The following is a 16,407-nucleotide window of genomic DNA, read 5'->3' as shown; positions in this document are numbered from 1 at the left end:
CACAGAAACCAGGTGCCCCATGGACACCCCCCAGCCAGCCGCCACCCCCGAGCCCGGGACACCGGCACCGGCACCGGCACCGGCCTCCGACCAGGTCCAGTGGGGCCGAGTCAGTTCCCTCGTCGGAGGCCAGGCAGCCGTCCAGTTCGGCAGCTTCGCCCTGCTCATCGCCATGAACTGGACCGCCGTCCAGATCGGCGGCACCGGCGCGGTGACCCTGCTGATGCTCGCCGCCACCGTGCCCCGCGCCCTGATGCTGATCTTCGGCGGGGCGGTGGCCGACACCCTCGGCCCGCGCTTCGTCCTGCTGCGCACCACCAGCGCCCGGGTGGCCCTGCTGGCCGGCGGGGCCGTGGTCACCGCCACCACCGCGCAGCTGTGGCCGCTGGTGCTGATCGCCCTGGTCGAGGGCGTCCTGCTCGGCCTGGCCGGACCGGCCTCCGGGGTCCTGCTGCCGATGTTCGCCCGCGGCGACCAGCTGGCCCGCGCCAACTCCCTCTACGCGATGGTGCTCCGCGTCGCGCCCATCCTCGGCGCCCCCGCCGGAGCCTTCCTGATCACCGTCGGGGAGCTGTGGCTCGCCATGCTGGTCGGCGCGGTCACCGGGGCGGTCTGGCTCGGCTGCCTGCTGCACGTCACGCACGGCTTCGTCCGGCCGGAGCCCGAGCCGGGGGTGTCGCTGGTCAAGCGGTCCGGTGACGGGTTCCGGCTGCTGGCCCGGCACCCCAGGCTGCGCTGGATGTTCGTCGCCGCCCTGTGCCTGGACATGGCGTTCAGCTGGCCCGCGGAGGTCGCCCTGCCGCTGCTGGTCTCCGAACGCGGCTGGGGCGTGGGCGCGGTGGGCGTGGTGCTGGCCGCGTTCAGCGTGGGCGCCCTCGGCTCCAGCGCGGTGGGTGCGGCGCTGGCGCACCGGATCCCCATGTTCGTACGGCTCGTGGTCACCGGGGCGGGCCTGGCCGCCGGAATCCTGGTGATGGCCCTGATGCCTTCCGTGGTCTCGCTCACCGCCGTCGCCGCCGGGGTCGGCCTGCTGTCCGGGCTCAACGGTCCGGCCATCGTCACCCTCTACCAGCAGTCGGCCCCCGAGGACCGGATGGGCGCGGCCATGTCCACGCTCGCCCTCGCGGGCATCGGCACCGCCCCGATCTCCATCGCCGTCTTCAGCTCCCTGTCCCTGGCCCTCGGCGTGCAGACCACCTGGCTGCTGTGCGGGGCCATCGCCTTCGTCTCTCCGCTGGCGGCCGTCCTCGCCCTGCGCCACCCCGCCAAGGCCGAGGAGCAGGCATCGGTGGAGCTCCCCGTCCCGGCCGGCGTGTGAGGAGGCCCCGATGACACCCGCCACCCTGACCGGCGCCGCGAGCGGCGCCGCGAGCCCCGCGCGCACCCTGCTGGTCCCGGAACCGCTGTCCCGGCAAGGCCCGTCCGGCGCCGTCCTGGTGGCCGCGAGCCCGCAGCTGTGGCTCGTGGACACCACCTCCTACCGGGTGCACGCGGCGCGGCACGCCCCGGGCACCCTGGACGCCCAGGAGCTGGCCCGTGCGGCCGAGTTCGTCCGGGCGGCCGACCGTGACGCGTACGTCTGCGCGCACGTGGCCCTGCGCCGGCTGCTCGGGGCCTACCTGGGCACGGCCCCGCGCGAGGTGACCGTCGAACGGGCGCCGTGCGCGCACTGCGACGAGCCGCACGGGCGGCCCGTGCTCCCGGGCGGCGCCCTGCACTTCTCCCTCTCGCACTGCACGGGGATCAGCCTGCTGGCCTTCGCCACCGCCCCGGTCGGGGTGGACGTCGAGGAGATCGTGCTGCCGCAGACCATCGCGGAGACCTCCGACGTGCTGCACCCGCGGGAGGCGGCCGAGCTGGCGCTGGTGCCGGCCGGGGAGCGGCCGGTGGCCTTCACCCGGGTGTGGACGCGCAAGGAGGCGTATCTGAAGGGGCTCGGGGTCGGTCTCTCGGCGGACCCTGCGGCCGACTACGTGGGGGCGGGTCCGGCACCGGCCCGGGTGCCGGGATGGACGCTGACGGACGTGCTGGTCCCGGAGGGGCATTGCGGGGCGGTCGCACTCCAGGACCCTCCCACCTCTATCCATCACCTGTGACATGTGAAATATTACCTGCGCTTCGACCCAACTCACCGGAAGGTCAACCACGTTGCGCAGACTCGCTGCGGTGGGAGCGGCGATATCCCTCGCCCTCCTCGCCGCCCCCGCGCTCGCCGCCACCGCCCCTCCCCCGCCCCCTCCGGCGGCCGGGCAGCAGGCGGAACACGCCGCCGCCCCTCCGCCCGCCCCCCTGGAGCTCCAGCGCCAGGCCCTGCGCCGCCAGGCGCTCGAAGGCGTCGCGGCGGGCGGCCGGGAAGGCCTGCGGGCCGAGGCGGACGGCACCCTCCCCCGGCAGGCCAAGGTCGGCAAGCGGTACGTGGAACTCGCCCAGGAACGCAAGGACAAGGTCTTCGTGATCCTCGCCGAGTTCGGCGACCAGGTGGACACCACCACGGAGTTCGAGGGCAAACCCCGCTTCGGCGGCACCCCCGGCCCCCGGCACAACACCATCGGCAAGCCGGCCCGCGACGACAACCACACCCTGTGGCGCAAGGACTTCGACCGGGCCTATTACCAGAAGCAGTTCTTCTCCACCACGCCCGAATCGGCCTCGCTGCGCGCCTACTACCGGCTCCAGTCCTCCGGCCGCTACGACCTGGACGGCACCGTCTCCGACTGGGTCAAGCTCCCCTGGAACGAGGCGCGTTACGGCACGGACAACTGTTCCGAGCCCGGCCAGTGCCGCACCAACTGGGACATGATCCGCGACGCCACCGACGCCTGGTACCGGGCCGAGCGCGCCAAGGGACGCAGCCCCGAGCAGATCAAGGCACAGCTCGCCGAGTACGACGTCTGGGACCGCTACGACGCCGACCACGACGGGAACTTCGACGAGCCGGACGGCTACCTCGACCACCTCGTCGTCGTCCACGCGGGCAAGGACCAGACCTGGGGCGGCGGCGCGCAGGGCAAGGACGCCGTGTGGGCCCACCGCTGGTTCGCGTACTGGAACCAGGCCGGCAGCGCGGGCCCCGAGGGCAACAAGGCGGGCGGCACCCCGGTCGGCGACAGCGGCATCTGGGCGGGCGACTACCTGACCGGCGGAGAGAACAGCGGCGCCGGCCTGTTCGCCCACGAGTTCGGCCACGATCTGGGGCTGCCGGACCTGTACAGCTCGGACGGGGACAACAGCGTCAACTTCTGGTCCCTGATGTCCTCGGCCTCCTATCTCGGCAAGGGCGCGAACAGCACCGGTGAGTTCCCCGGCGACCTCGATCCGTGGAGCAAGCTCCAGCTGGGCTGGCTGGAGTACACGGAGGCCGATGCCGGACGCAAGACGCGCGCGGTGCTCGGCGTGTCCGGCTACAACACCGAGGATCCGCAGGCCCTGCTGGTGCACCTGCCGCCCTCGGTGACCCGCACCGAACTGGCCGATCCGTACGAGGGCGCCAGCCAGTGGTGGAGCGGGACCGGCGACTTCATGGACAACACCCTGACGCGGACGGTCGACCTGCCGCCCGGTACCGCCCGGCTGGACAGCCGCGTCTGGTACGACACCGAGCAGGACTTCGACTTCCTCACCGTGGAGGCCTCCACGGACGGCGGCACCACCTGGGAGGCCCTGCCGGGCACCGTGGGCGGCGCGCCCGTCCCGCCCAAGGGCATCTCCGGCGCCTCGGCGGGATGGACCGACCTGTCCGTCGGCCTGGACCGCTTCGCGGGGCGCAGCGTCCAGCTGCGGCTGCGCGTCACCTCGGACAGCAACACCCACGGCCGGGGCGCCGCCTTCGACGACCTGCGGATCACCGCGGGCGACGGCCGTGAGCTGGTGCGCGACGGGGCCGAGCAGGGCGCGAACGGCTGGACGGCCGTCAAGTGGTCCCGTACGGAGGGCCGTACGGGCCGCGCGGAGCACCCGCGGGCCTACTTCGTCGAGAACCGCCGGTACACCGGCTACGGCAGCCTGCTGCGCACCGGCCCGTACCACTTCGGTTTCACGGGCGAGAAGGTGGAGTTCTTCCCCTACCAGCAGGGCGTGCTGATCTGGCTGTGGGACACCGCGTACAGCGACAACACCACCAAGGCGCACCCGGGCGGCGGCCTGCTGCTGCCGGTCGACGCCCGGCCGGAGCCGCTCCGGCACGGGGACGGGACCCTGCTGGGGGCACGGGTGCAGACCTTCGACGCACCCTTCTCCCTGCGCCCGGCCGAGCGGGTCGTGCTGCACAGGGCGGGAGCACCGGTGGTGATCCCGGCGCGGCCGGGCGTCCCGGTCTTCGACGACCGCACCGGGAGCTACTGGAACGCGGAGCTGCCCCAGCTCGGGGTGAAGGTCCCGGACACCGGGACCCGCATCCAGGTGGTGAAGGAGGCCTCGGGCGGGGCACTGGCGACCGTCCAGGTCAGCCCGTCACCCTGACAGGACGGCGCCCGCCGCCCGCGGGGTGAGGGCGGCGTACTCCAGGGGGGCGGACGGGTCGATCGTCACGTCCAGCGGAGCGGGCCCGGCCCCGGACCGGACCAGCAGGTCGCCGATGGCGGCGATCATCGCGCCGTTGTCGGTGCACAGGGTCATCGGGGGCACCCGCAGCTCGATCCCGGCCGAGGCGCACCGCCGTTCGGCGAGGGCCCGCACCCTGGAGTTGGCCGCCACCCCGCCGACCACCACCAGCGTCCGCACCCCGTGGGCGGTGCACGCCGCGACCGCCTTGCGGGTCAGGACGTCGGCGACGGCCTCCTGGAGGGCGGCCGCGCCGTCGGCGACGGGGGGTTCCTCCCCGCGCAGGCGGTACCCCTCGACCCAGCGGGCGGCGGCCGTCTTCAGGCCCGAGAAGGAGAAGGAGTAGGCGTACGGGTCCCCGGCGCCGCGGCCGCCCGTCAGCGGCCGCGGGAAGGCGACGGCCTTCGGATCGCCGTCCCGGGCGGCCCGGTCGATGGCGGGCCCTCCGGGGTAGGGCAGGCCGAGGACCCGGGCCACCTTGTCGAAGCACTCGCCCGCGGCGTCGTCCAGGGTGTCCCCCAGGTGCAGGATCGGCTCGCGCACCAGGTCCCGTACGAGCAGCAGCGAGGTGTGGCCGCCGGAGACGATCAGGACCATGCAGGGCTCGGGCAGCGGCCCGTGCTCCAGGGTGTCGGCGGCGACGTGGCCGGCCAGGTGGTGGACCCCGTACAGGGGCAGGCCCAGGGAGTAGGCGAGGGTCTTGGCGCCCGCCAGGCCGACCTGGAGGGCGCCGGCGAGGCCGGGGCCGGTGGTGACGGCGACCGCGTCGAGCTGGGAGGGGCGCAGGCCGGCCTGGTCGAGGGCCTGGCGCACGACCGGGTTGAAGGCGTGCAGGTGGGCGCGGGCCGCGATCTCCGGGACCACTCCGCCGAAGCGGGCGTGCTCGTCCATGCTGGAGGCGACCACGTGCGCGAGGAGCTTCCCGTCGCGGACGATGCCCGCCCCGGTCTCGTCGCAGGAAGACTCGATGCCGAGCACCACCGGAGACCCCACCACAGCACCCTCGACCCTTGTTGCGAACAATTCGCAACAAGCCTACCGGGGTGCGGTGGGCGGTTGCGCGACACGGGAGGGGGCGGGGCGGACCGCTGTGAGAACCGCCACGCCGCGCGGGTGCAACCCTTGCCCCCGCTCCCCCATCGAACAGAGGTCGGACGGGTCAGCCGGGTGGGAGCGCCACACATGTTCAGCAAGGTTCGCGGGAGGACCGTACGGGTCACCCTGCTCGTCGCCGTCCTCGGTGCGCTGCTCTTCGGAGGCCTGCGGTACGCCTGGGAGTTGTACGGCTACACCTCGCGGCTCGCGGAAGGGGACCGCACGCAGGGCAGCTACCAGCAGGACCCGCAGCGCGCCGACCGGACGGCCTCCGCCGTGCTCGACGGGATCGCCCGGGAGGACCCGCAGCCGCCGACGGACGACAAGGCCTTCGGCGCGGACGCCCCGGCGCACTGGCGGACGGCCGGATGGCAGCCCTCCGACCCGCTGGAGGCCCGTCCCGCGCCCGCCGAGCCCGCGATCGGCGCCCTCTTCTCCCCCGGCACCGACGGGGACGGCGACCACCACTGCTCGGCCGGTGTGGTCCACTCCCCCGAGGGCGACCTCGTCGTCACCGCCGCCCACTGCGTGTACCGCGGCGGCTTCCGCACCAACCTCGCCTTCGTCCCCGGCTACCACGACGGGGTCGCCCCGTACGGGGTCTGGGTGCCCACCCGCATCGACGTGGACCCCCGCTGGGCCGAGGACGAGGACCCGGACCACGACGTGGCCTTCCTGCGGATGCGCCGGCCCGGCCATCCCGGTCAGCAGCTGGAGGACGTCACCGGCTCCCTGACGATCCGCTTCGGCCCCGAACTGCCCGCGCCCGCACGGCTCGTGGGCTACCCGAACGGCGACGAGCAGCCGCTGGACTGCCGTACCACCGCCCGCGCCGCCGGACCGACGCAGCTGCGCCTGGACTGCGCGGACGTACCCAACGGCACCAGCGGCGGCCCGGTGCTGACCGACGGCCACGTCCTGATCGGGGTGATCGGCGGCCGCGACGGGGGCGGCGACGACGAGACCTCCTACAGCGTCTACTTCGGCGACCGGATCCGGACCCTGTACGAGCGCGCCGCCAAGGGCCAGCCGGCGGCCGGCTGACGCCGCTGCGAAGACACCGCCTACCGCCCGTATCCGGCGGGCGGGACGTGGTGGGGCGGGTAGTCGGCGGTGGCCGGGGAGGCCGGCACGCGCCATTTGGACAGGACGCGGATCATCGTGGCCGGGGTGAGCAGCGCGCTCGGCGGGGCGGACAGGGACAGGACCCCGAAGAACCGGCCCGAGACGGCCGGGTCGGTGTTGGCGCCCACCATGACCCGCGCCATGTAGCGCTGGAGGATCCGGGTGGTCCGGTCCGGCGGCGGGCCCTGCGTCTGCGGGTACCGCATGTCCTCGCTGGTCGCGATCTGCCAGGCCGTCTGGGCCACGGCCACCGTCCGGCGCTGGATCCGCCGGGCGGCACCGGGGACGCTCCCCGTGTCCAGGGCCCGGATCTCCTTGCGCAGGGTGTCCGCAGCCAGCGCGGCCACCGTCATCCCGTGCCCGTAGACCGGGTTGAAGCGGCAGGCCGCGTCCCCGAGGACCACGAACCCCGCCGGCCAGCGCTCCAGGCGCTCGTAGTGCAGCCACTCGTTCGCGGTGGCCCGGTAGCCGACGGTCGGGGACAGGGGCTTCGCGTCGCGGATCGCGTCGTGGAGCGCAGGGCTGCGCAGGCTGCGGGCGAAGCCGAGGAACTCCTCGTCCCGGGTGGGCGGGGCGTGCTCGCCGTTGCCGATGAGGGTCACCAGCCAGCGGGCGCGGTCCACCGGCATGAGCACGGCCCCGCGCGGGCTGTCCGGGCGGCCCTGGACGTACATCCCGTGCCAGCGCCGCGCGGGGTCCGGCGGGATCTCGAAGTAGCGGCTGGAGTATCCGAGCTTGGAGTCGTAGCGGGTGACCTCGGGTGCCGGCACGCCGAGGGCCGCGAGCCAGGCCGGGGTCTTGGAGCCGCGGCCGGTCGCGTCGACCACGAAGCGGGCGTCGAGCGGGTCGCCGTGGCGCAGCTGCACCCCGGTCACCGCGCGCCCGTCGGGTGCGGCCGTGAGCCCGGTGACGGCGGCGCCGGCACGCAGCCGGATCCGCTCGTGCCGCAGGACCGCCCGGCGGACCGTCCAGTCGATCAGCTCCCGCCCGGCGAGCAGGACCTCGGTGCCCGGCACCGCACGGAACCAGTCCGCCGGGCTCAGCCACAGGAAGTCGCCCGGGGACTTCAGCAGGGCGGCCCCGCCGCCGAGCAGTTCGTCGGTGGTCCCGGGCAGCAGCTCCTCCAGCAGCTCCAGCCCCCGCGACCACAGCACGTGGGCGTGCCGGGACTGCGGGACGCCCGGCCGGAAGGCCGGGCCGTCCTCGGGCATTTCGTCGCGTTCGACCAGGGTCACCTGCGCGAACCGGTCCGCCAGGACCCGGGCCGCCAGCAGCCCGGCCAGACCCGCCCCGATGACCACCGCGTGGTCCTGGGCGCGTGGGTGGTTGTCCGTATCGTCGTCGTCCATGGAGCCGAGTGTCCGGCCCCCGGGAGCCCGCGGGTCAGGGCCCGGCCGGGGGCGGACGGAGGCACCCGGGGGCGGACGGGCTCACATCGGGGCGCCCGGGCGGCGGACTCCGCTGCGGCCCCACCGGGTCAGCGCCGCAGGGTCAGCGGCCGGGGTCAGCGCGGCAGGGATGCGTACGAGACGCCCGTGAGCCGCTCCGACGCCGACCAGAGCTGCTCGCCCGAGCTGTCGTCGAGGGTCCGCTTCGCCCGCCAGGAGCGCACCGGAGCTCCGCGCCACCCGAACCGGGGCCCTATGAAGTCGTCCTGGCGGACCCCGGGCGCGGTGGCCGCGTACAGGGTGGGCAGCGCGCCCTTGGCCGCGGGCTGCGCGACGAGGGCGTTGCCGAGCGCCGCCGCGCGCGAGGTGAGGGTGGGGCCCTCCAGCGTGGCCGCTCCGGCGTGCAGATTGCTGGAGGCGTAGCCCGGGTGGGCCGCGGCGGCGGTGACCGCACCGCCCGCTGCGGTGAAACGCCGGGCCAGTTCGTGGGTGAAGAGCAGGTTCGCGGTCTTGGAGCGGCCGTAGGCGGTCCAGCGGCGGTAGCCGTGGCCGTCGCCCGCGTCGAGGGCTTCGAGGGCCTTGAGGTCGACGTCGGCGAGCACGTGGAACCCGCTGGAGACGTTCACGATCCGGGCCCCGGACGCCGCCGCCCGCAGCCTCGGCAGCAGCAGCCCGGTCAGGGCGAAGTGCCCGAGGTGGTTGACGCCGAACTGGGTCTCGAAGCCGTCGGCGGTCCGCCCGTAGGGCAGCGCCATCACGCCCGCGTTGTTGACCAGCAGGTCCAGGGTGTCGCGGCGCTGCGCGTACGCCGTGGCGAACGCCCGGACCGAGGACAGGTCGGCGAGGTCGAGGGCGGCGAACTCCACCCGGGCCCCGGGCACTTCGCTGCGCAGCCGGACCTCGGCGGCCTTTCCGCGCGCGGCGCTGCGGCAGGCCAGCACCACGGTGGCGCCGCGCCGGGCGAGCTCCCGGGCGCTCACGTAGCCGATCCCGCTGTTGGCCCCGGTCACGACGGCGGTCCGGCCGCTCTGGTCGGGGATGTTCGTGGCGTTCCAGCCGGGCATGGCAGCTCCCTCGCGACACTGTGGGCCACCGAGGGTAGACCGGGCCGCCGCGGGGCCCGGAGCGGGGGCGGCAGCGGGGGCCGGATCCGCAGGCCAGTAGGCTGCGGGACGTCCTCCGACGTCTCGCCCTTCCGTCAGTCCTCCGTCAGTCCTTCCGCCAGTCCTTCCTTCCGCCTCCCTCCCGTTCCCGAGGTACCGCGCAGTGAGCTCCCCGCCTCCCCCTCTTCCCGTGACGGTCGTCGGCCTCGGCGCCGACGGCTGGGCCGGGCTCACCGCCGCCGCCCGCTCCGCGCTGGCCCGCGCCGAGGTGCTGATCGGCGGGCCGCGCCAGCTGGACCTGCTGCCGGCCGACGCGTGCACGGGCCGCCGGGTGGCCTGGCCGAGCCCGCTGCGGCCCGCCGTGCCCAAGCTGACGGCGGAGCACGCCGGCCGCCGGATCGCGGTGCTGGCCAGCGGCGACCCCATGTTCTACGGGATCGGCCGCGCCCTCGCCGAGGAACTGGGCCCCGAAGCCCTGCGGGTCCACCCGCACCCCTCCTCGGTCTCGTACGCCTGCGCCCGCCTGGGCTGGCCGGTGGAGGACACCGAGGTGGTCACCGTGGTCGGCCGCCCGGTGGCCCGGCTGGCCGCCGCCCTCTACGAGGGCCGGCGGGTGCTCGTACTGAGTGCGGGCGCGGGCTCCCCGGGCGAGATCGCCGCCCTGCTGCGGGAGCGGGGCTTCGGCCCGAGCCGGATGCGGGTCCTGGAACAGCTCGGGTCCGAGCGCGAGGACGCGTACGAGGGCCTGGCGGACGGCTGGGACCGCGCGCCCGGCGATCCCCTGAACGTGGTGGCCGTGGACTGCCGCCGCGACCCTGCGGCGCGCACCCCGCGCCTCGGCGCCACCCCCGGCCTGCCGGACTCCGCCTACGAGCACGACGGGCAGCTCACCAAGCGCCGCGTCCGGGCCGCGACCCTGTGCGCGCTGGCCCCGGCCCCGGGCGAGCTGCTGTGGGACATCGGCGGCGGTTCGGGTTCCATCGGCATCGAGTGGATGCGCACCCACCCCTCCTGCCGGGCGGTGGCCGTCGAACGCGTCCCGGAGCGGGCCGCGCGGATCACCCGCAACGCGGTGGCGCTCGGCGTCCCCGGCCTGCGCGTGGTCACCGGCGCCGCCCCGGAGGCCCTCGAAGGCCTGCCGGCCCCCGACGCCGTGTTCATCGGTGGCGGCCTGACCGCGCCGGGCCTGCTGGACGCGGCCTGGGACGCGCTGGCGCCCGGCGGCCGGCTCGTGGTCAACACCGTCACCCTGGAATCGGAGGCGGTCCTCACCGAGCGCTACCGGCGCCACGGCGGCGAACTGGTGAAACTGGCCGTCGCACGCGCCGTGCCGGTCGGCGGTTTCACGGGCTGGCGCCAGGCGATGCCGGTCACGCAGTGGTCAGTGACAAAGGAGATGGATCAGAGATGACCGTGTACTTCATCGGTGCGGGCCCCGGCGCCGCCGACCTGATCACGGTGCGCGGTGCCCGGACGCTGGCCGCCGCTCCCGTCTGCCTGTACGCGGGCAGCCTCGTCCCGCGCGAACTGCTCGCCGAGTGCCCGCCGGACGCCCGGCTGGTCGACACCTCGCAGCTGAACCTCGACGAGATCGTCGCCGAGTGCGTACGGGCGCACGCGGCGGGCCAGGACGTCGCCCGGCTGCACTCCGGCGACCCCTCGGTCTTCAGCGCGGTCGCCGAGCAGATGCGCCGCCTCGACGCGGCCGCCATCCCCTACGAGGTCGTCCCCGGGGTCCCGGCCTTCGCCGCGGCGGCCGCCGCGCTGAAGCGGGAGCTGACGGTGCCGACCGTGGGCCAGACGGTGATCCTGACCCGGATCTCCCAGCAGGCCACCCCGATGCCGCCCGGCGAGGACCTCGCCACCCTGGGGCGCAGCGGCGCCCTGCTGGTCCTGCACCTGGCCACCCGCTACGTGGACCGGGTCGTGGAGGAGCTGCTGCCCCACTACGGGGCCGAGTGCCCGGTCGCCGTGGTCGCGATGGCCAGCCGTCCCGACGAGCTGATCCTGCGCGGCACCCTGGCCGACATCGCGCCCCAGGTGAAGGCGGCGGGCCTGGTGCGCACCGCGGTCATCATCGTCGGCCGGACCCTGGGCGCCGAGCAGTTCCGCGACAGCCACCTGTACTCCCCCGAGCGCGACCGGCATGTCTGCTGAACCTGCCCGCCACGTCCTGGTCCTGGGCGGTACGACGGAGGCCAGGCAGCTCGCGGAGGCACTGGCCGACGACCCCTCGTACCGGGTGACCACCTCGCTCGCGGGGCGGGTCACGGCGCCGGTGCTCCCGCCGGGCGGCACCCGGATCGGCGGTTTCGGCGGCGTCGAGGGGCTGGCGGGCTGGATCGCCGGCCACGACGTGACGCACGTGGTCGACGCCACCCACCCCTTCGCGGAGCGGATGAGCTTCCATGCCTGCGGGGCGCAGGCGCTCACGGGCGTCCCGCTGCTGGCCCTGCGCCGCCCCGGCTGGGCCCCCGGGCCCGGCGACGCCTGGACCTTCGCGGACTCCCTCGCGGGAGCGGCCGAACTGCTGCCGGCGCTCGGCGGCCGGGCGTTCCTGACCACGGGGCGGATGGGCCTGCACTCCTTCGCGCACCTCACCGACACGTGGTTCCTGGTGCGTTCGGTGGACCCCCCGGCCCCGCCGATGCCCCCGCACCTGGAAGTCCTCCTGGACCGGGGGCCGTTCGGCCTCGAAGGGGAGCGGGAACTCCTGGCCCGGCATCGCATCGACGTCCTGGTGACCAAGGACAGCGGGGGCAGCGCCACCGCACCGAAGCTCACCGCGGCCCGCGAGGCGGGCATCCCGGTCCTCGTCGTACGCCGCCCCCCGGTCCCCGAGGGCGTCCCCGAGGCACACTCGGTGACCGCGGCCCTGCACTGGCTGGGCTACGATCGCCCGCGCTGATCGTTCACGCGTACGAAGGGGGCGGGCATGGGGTCCGGCGGCAGGATGTCCGGAGCGGTGACGGCCCTGCTGGTCGGCGGCCTGCTGGCGGCAGGGTGTTCGGACGGCGGCGAGGGCGGGAAGCCGGGCGCTGGCCCGCAGACGACCGCCCCGACCGCGCCGTCCGGTTCCCCCGGCACGCCGTCGCCTTCGCAGTCCCCGTCGGCGCCGGCCCCGGCGGACGCGCCCGCGTCGCCCTCACCCGCGGACGCACCCCGGGCCGGGGCGTCGGCCGGCGGCCCAGCCGGGCCCGCGGAGGCCCCGGAGACGCGGCGGCCGGCCGGCGCCGCCTCCCGGCCCGCGACGGGCCCGACGGCCGCGCGGACCCCTGCCCCGCGGCGTACGGCGCAGGTCCCGCAGAACCCGAACCGCGGCCCCAACCCGGCGCCGGCGCCGCCCAAGCCGCCGATCCCGGAGTGGACGCCGACCCCGTTCGACCCGAAGGACCCCTCGATCCCGACCTACACGCTGCCGCCGCTGCGGTAGCAGGTGGCGGGCGCCGGGTCAGGCGTAGCGGCGCGGCGTCCAGGTGAGCCTGGACCCGTCGGCCCGCTCGGTGACCTGGGTCTGCGAGGAACCGATCAGCAGGATCGTGCGCATGTCCACCTCGGACGGCTCCAGCTCGGCGAGCGTGACGATCCGCACCGACTGCTCCGGGCCGCCCACGTCGCGGGCGACGACCACCGGGGTCTCGGGCGCACGCAGCTCCAGCAGCAGCTCCCGGGCCTGCGCCACCTGCCAGGTGCGGCTGCGCGAGCCGGGGTTGTACAGCGCGAGGACCAGGTCGGCGGCGGCGGCCGCGCGCAGCCGCTCCGCGATGACCTCCCACGGCTTGAGCCGGTCGGAGAGGGAGATCGTGGCGTAGTCGTGGCCGAGGGGGGCGCCGGCCGCGGCAGCCGCGGCGTTGGCGGCGGTCACCCCCGGCAGGACCCGCACGGGCACGTCCTTGTACTCCGCCTGCCCGGCGACCTCCAGGACGGCCGTGGCCATGGCGAAGACGCCGGGGTCACCGCCGGAGACCACGGCCACCCGCTTGCCGCGCCGGGCGAGGTCGAGGGCGAACTCGGCGCGCTCCGACTCCACCTTGTTGTCGGAGCCGTGCCGGACCTGGCCCGGCTTGACGGGCACCCGGTCCAGGTAGGTGGTGTAGCCGACCAGCACCTCGGCGTCGGCCAGCGCCCGCCGGGTCTGCGGGGTGAGCCACAGCGGTCCCGCGGGGCCGGTGCCGACGACCACGACCTCGCCGGGGCCCGGGGCCACCTGGCCCGGATTGCCGATCCGGCTCGGGACGACCGCGACGGCGAAGTACGGCACGCTCGAAGGGTCGGTGTCGCCGAGCAGCCCGGTGCGCTCGCCCTCCATGGTGGCGCGCTCGACGTAACGGGCCTCGGCGAGCCGGCCGCTGTTCTCCATCGCGGCGCGCACGGCGGGGAAGGTGCGGCCGAGCTTCATCACGACCGCCGAGTCGGTGGCGGCGAGGCGGGCGGTGAGCTCCTCCTCCGGCAGGGTGCCGGGCAGGATCGTCAGGACCTCCTCCCCCTCCACCAGCGGGGTGCCGAGCCGGGCCGCGGCGGCGCTGACGGAGGTGACGCCGGGGACGACCTCGGTCTCGTACCGGTCCGCGAGGCGCTTGTGCATGTGCATGTACGAGCTGTAGAAGAGCGGGTCGCCCTCGGCCAGTACGGCCACGGTCCGGCCGGCGTCCAGGTGCGCGGCCAGACGGGCCGCGGCGGACTCGTAGAACTCCTCCATCGCACCCTGGTAGCCGCCGGGATGGTCGGTGGTCTCGGTGGTGACCGGGTAGACCAGCGGCTCCTCGATGTGGCTCTCGCGCAGGTGCTTCGCGGCGATCGAACGGGCGATCGAACGGCCGTGGCGGGCGCTGTGGTACGCGACGACGTCGGCCTCGCCGATCACCTCGACGGCGCGCAGGGTCATCAGGTTCGGGTCGCCGGGGCCGAGCCCGACCCCGTACAGGCGTCCGGCGCTCATTCGGCCACGCTCGCAATGGCGTTGACGGCGGCGGCCGCGATGGCGCTGCCGCCGCGACGGCCCCGCACGACGAGGTGGTCGAGCCCCGAGGGGTGCGCGGCGAGTGCGTCCTTGGACTCGGCGGCGCCGATGAAGCCGACGGGCACGCCGATGACGGCGGCCGGGCGCGGGGCGCCCTCCTCGATCATCTCCAGCAGCCGGAACAGCGCGGTCGGCGCATTGCCGACCGCGATCACGGAACCCTCCAACAGGCCCCGGTCGCGCCAGACTTCGAGCGCGGCGGCGCTGCGCGTGGTGCCCATCTTCGCGGCGAGTTCCGGCACGGCCGGGTCGGAGAGGGTGCAGATCACGTCATTGTCCGCGGGCAGCCGCTTGCGGGTGACCCCGCTCGCGACCATCTGCACGTCGCACAGGATCGGCGCGCCCGCCTCCAGGGCGGCGCGGGCCCGCAGCACCACGTCCGGTGTGTACCCGAGGTCCTGCGGGAGGTCCGTCATGCCGCAGGCGTGAATCATCCGCACCGCGACCTGGGCGACCGAGGCGGGCAGCCCCGAGAGGTCCGCTTCGGCGCGGATCGTGGCAAAGGACTGGCGGTAGATCGCGGCGCCGTCCTTCTCGTACTCGAACACGGTGTACTCGCTCATTTCTTCACTGCGGCTTCGGACACTCGGAGTTGGTTGCGGGCGGCGGCGAGGGCCGCGGCGAGTTCGTGGGGGGCCACCGGATCCGCACCGAGCCGGTAGCCGTCGGGCGTGGCCACCAGGTCCACCCAGGCCGTTCCGCGGGGGTGGCCGCAGCGGCGTTCGCAGCCGGACCAGTGCACGGGCAGGGGCCCGCGCGTGCGCCCGGCGACGGCCCGCGCGTCGGCCCGCACGTCGGCGAGGGACTTGGCGCAACCGGGGCGGCCCGTGCAGGCGGTGACGGACTCCCAGGGGCTGCCGGGCGAGGTGACCAGCCCGGCGGGGCGGGGGGCGGCGGCGGAGACGAGGATGCTGCGCCAGGGCGTGATCCGCAGCTCGCCGGGCAGTTCCCGCCACTGGGCGGTGCTGAGGCGGCCGAGCGGGACCAGGACGCAGAGCAGGTCGGCGTGCACACCGGGCGCGGGCGGATCCGCGTACGGCCGGGGCGCGTCGCGCAGGTACGCCGCGCGGATGCCCCGTCCGGACAGCAGGTCGGTGAACTCCCGTACGTCCAGGGCGTGTCCGGGGGGCAGCTCGGCGATCCGCCAGGCCCGGGTGCCGGCCGCGGCCGCGGCGTCGAGGAAGTGACGGGCCGCCTCCAGCGCCGCGCGCGGGGCGTCGGCGGCGGCCACCTCGGCAGCGTCCGGCGAGGCGCCGAGCCGGACCAGGACGCGCCCGCCGGGCTGCGCGAGGAGGGTCACGTCGGGGTCGAGGGCGGCCACGTCCCCGCGGCCGTCGTCGACCGCGAACAGGAACCGGCCGGAGAGGGCGGCGGCCTCCGGGTCGGCGCACAGCAGCCGGTCGAGCTCGCGCACCGGGGCGGGGTCCGCGAGGGGGCTGGCGACGATGTTGCGGATCCGCTCGTGCGAGGGCGCGGGCAGCAGCCCGGCGGAATCCAGCAGTTCGGCCAGGGCTGCGCCGCAGCCGTCGGCGAGGCCGCGCAGCTGGACGTTGCCGCGCGAGGTGAGTTCCAGGTGCCCGTCGCCGAACCGGTCGGCGGCGAGGGCGAGGACGGCCGCCTGCGGGGCGGTGAGCAGCCCGCCGGGGATCCGGACCCGCGCGAGGAACCCGTCGTCCGCCGCGTGCAGGCGCAGCGCGCCCGGGCAGGCGTCGCCGCGGTCCCGTATGACGGGTTCGTCCCGCGGCGCGGCGGAGGGGGGCTGGGGCATGGCGGCGAGCATACCCACGATTCCCACCCCCCGACCTGTGTCCGACACCACCCCGACCAGCCCGGACCTCCCCACCCCACCGCAAAGCCCCGGCACGGGCACGACCCAGCACAATCCCAGCCGGGCAAGCCTGCACCCCGAACCCAGCCCGCCCCAACCCAGCCCCGCCGGCGTTTGAGGCGCGGGGCCCGGGGCAGAGCCCCGGCAACGCCGCCGCACCCGACCACAGGCCCGGCCCACACCCCACAACCCAGCCCGCCCCGATCCAGCCCCACCGGCGTTTGAGGCGCGGGGCCCGGGGCAGAGCCCCGCAACGCCGCCGCACCCGACCACAGGCCCGGCCCACACCCCACAACCCAGCCCGCCCCG

General features: G+C 75.4%; 14 protein-coding genes. 8 read left to right on the top strand and 6 right to left on the bottom strand.

Going from position 1 to position 16,407, the window contains the following annotated elements; translation table 11 throughout:
* Positions 1-19: 19 nt before the first annotated feature.
* The 3 genes from IO30_RS0139665 to IO30_RS0139655 all read left to right on the top strand — a co-directional run bounded on the left by IO30_RS0139665 (position 20) and on the right by IO30_RS0139655 (position 4,458).
* Positions 20-1,318, top strand: coding sequence for an MFS transporter (locus IO30_RS0139665; RefSeq protein ID WP_078904951.1), 1,299 nt, complete (start codon positions 20-22; stop codon positions 1,316-1,318).
* Between the two features lie 10 nt (positions 1,319-1,328).
* Complete coding sequence (locus IO30_RS0139660) at positions 1,329-2,096, top strand: 4'-phosphopantetheinyl transferase family protein (protein WP_078904950.1); 768 nt, start codon at positions 1,329-1,331, stop codon at positions 2,094-2,096.
* A gap of 70 nt (positions 2,097-2,166) precedes the next feature.
* Positions 2,167-4,458 carry an immune inhibitor A domain-containing protein gene (locus IO30_RS0139655; RefSeq protein WP_245234270.1) on the top strand — a complete coding sequence of 764 codons (2,292 nt, stop codon included), beginning with the start codon at positions 2,167-2,169 and terminating at the stop codon, positions 4,456-4,458.
* Here the strand turns inward: IO30_RS0139655 and tsaD are convergent.
* Positions 4,450-5,532, bottom strand: coding sequence for a tRNA (adenosine(37)-N6)-threonylcarbamoyltransferase complex transferase subunit TsaD (gene tsaD, locus IO30_RS0139650; protein WP_031151528.1), 1,083 nt, complete (start codon positions 5,530-5,532; stop codon positions 4,450-4,452). The two genes, IO30_RS0139655 and tsaD, sit on opposite strands and share 9 nt — an antisense overlap.
* 189 nt (positions 5,533-5,721) lie before the next feature.
* Here tsaD and IO30_RS41540 point away from each other — a divergent pair, with 189 nt between their 5' ends.
* On the top strand, positions 5,722-6,678 hold the full coding sequence (locus IO30_RS41540; RefSeq protein WP_051859512.1) for a trypsin-like serine peptidase: 957 nt from the start codon (positions 5,722-5,724) through the stop codon (positions 6,676-6,678).
* A gap of 20 nt (positions 6,679-6,698) precedes the next feature.
* Here the strand turns inward: IO30_RS41540 and IO30_RS0139640 are convergent, their stop codons facing one another.
* The gene (locus IO30_RS0139640; RefSeq protein WP_063768216.1) at positions 6,699-8,108 is read right to left on the bottom strand and encodes an NAD(P)/FAD-dependent oxidoreductase; all 1,410 of its coding nucleotides are present in this window, start codon (positions 8,106-8,108) and stop codon (positions 6,699-6,701) included.
* A 155-nt stretch (positions 8,109-8,263) separates the two neighbouring features.
* Positions 8,264-9,211, bottom strand: coding sequence for an oxidoreductase (locus IO30_RS0139635; protein WP_031151523.1), 948 nt, complete (start codon positions 9,209-9,211; stop codon positions 8,264-8,266).
* Between the two features lie 229 nt (positions 9,212-9,440).
* Here IO30_RS0139635 and cbiE point away from each other — a divergent pair, with 229 nt between their 5' ends.
* From cbiE to IO30_RS0139615, 4 genes are read left to right on the top strand one after another with little or no spacing between them, the layout of a single operon-like run.
* Positions 9,441-10,661, top strand: coding sequence for a precorrin-6y C5,15-methyltransferase (decarboxylating) subunit CbiE (cbiE, locus tag IO30_RS0139630; RefSeq protein ID WP_237403393.1), 1,221 nt, complete (start codon positions 9,441-9,443; stop codon positions 10,659-10,661).
* On the top strand, positions 10,658-11,407 hold the full coding sequence (gene cobM / locus IO30_RS0139625; protein WP_031151520.1) for a precorrin-4 C(11)-methyltransferase: 750 nt from the start codon (positions 10,658-10,660) through the stop codon (positions 11,405-11,407). Before cbiE ends, cobM begins: the two co-directional genes overlap by 4 nt.
* Positions 11,397-12,158 carry a cobalt-precorrin-6A reductase gene (locus IO30_RS0139620; protein ID WP_031151518.1) on the top strand — a complete coding sequence of 254 codons (762 nt, stop codon included), beginning with the start codon at positions 11,397-11,399 and terminating at the stop codon, positions 12,156-12,158. Before cobM ends, IO30_RS0139620 begins: the two co-directional genes overlap by 11 nt.
* Positions 12,159-12,185: 27 nt before the next feature.
* On the top strand, positions 12,186-12,683 hold the full coding sequence (locus IO30_RS0139615; protein WP_157853465.1) for a hypothetical protein: 498 nt from the start codon (positions 12,186-12,188) through the stop codon (positions 12,681-12,683).
* Positions 12,684-12,701: 18 nt separating this feature from the next.
* On the opposite strand, the gene IO30_RS0139610 is transcribed toward IO30_RS0139615, so the two are convergent.
* The 3 genes from IO30_RS0139610 to IO30_RS0139600 are packed head-to-tail and all read right to left on the bottom strand — an operon-like array spanning position 12,702 to position 16,038.
* Positions 12,702-14,189 (bottom strand): precorrin-2 C(20)-methyltransferase, encoded by a 1,488-nt coding sequence (locus tag IO30_RS0139610; RefSeq protein WP_031151515.1) that lies wholly within the window; start codon positions 14,187-14,189, stop codon positions 12,702-12,704.
* Positions 14,186-14,833 (bottom strand): precorrin-8X methylmutase, encoded by a 648-nt coding sequence (locus IO30_RS0139605; RefSeq protein WP_031151514.1) that lies wholly within the window; start codon positions 14,831-14,833, stop codon positions 14,186-14,188. The genes IO30_RS0139610 and IO30_RS0139605 overlap by 4 nt, the downstream gene beginning before the upstream one ends.
* The gene (locus tag IO30_RS0139600; RefSeq protein WP_051902869.1) at positions 14,830-16,038 is read right to left on the bottom strand and encodes a cobalamin biosynthesis protein CobG; all 1,209 of its coding nucleotides are present in this window, start codon (positions 16,036-16,038) and stop codon (positions 14,830-14,832) included. The genes IO30_RS0139605 and IO30_RS0139600 overlap by 4 nt, the downstream gene beginning before the upstream one ends.
* Positions 16,039-16,407 lie beyond the last annotated feature (369 nt).

Origin of the sequence: Streptomyces xanthophaeus, from assembly GCF_000725805.1 — a bacterium.
Taxonomy (GTDB): Bacteria; Actinomycetota; Actinomycetes; order Streptomycetales; family Streptomycetaceae; genus Streptomyces; species Streptomyces xanthophaeus.
This window is presented reverse-complemented; position numbering and strand designations above follow the sequence as displayed.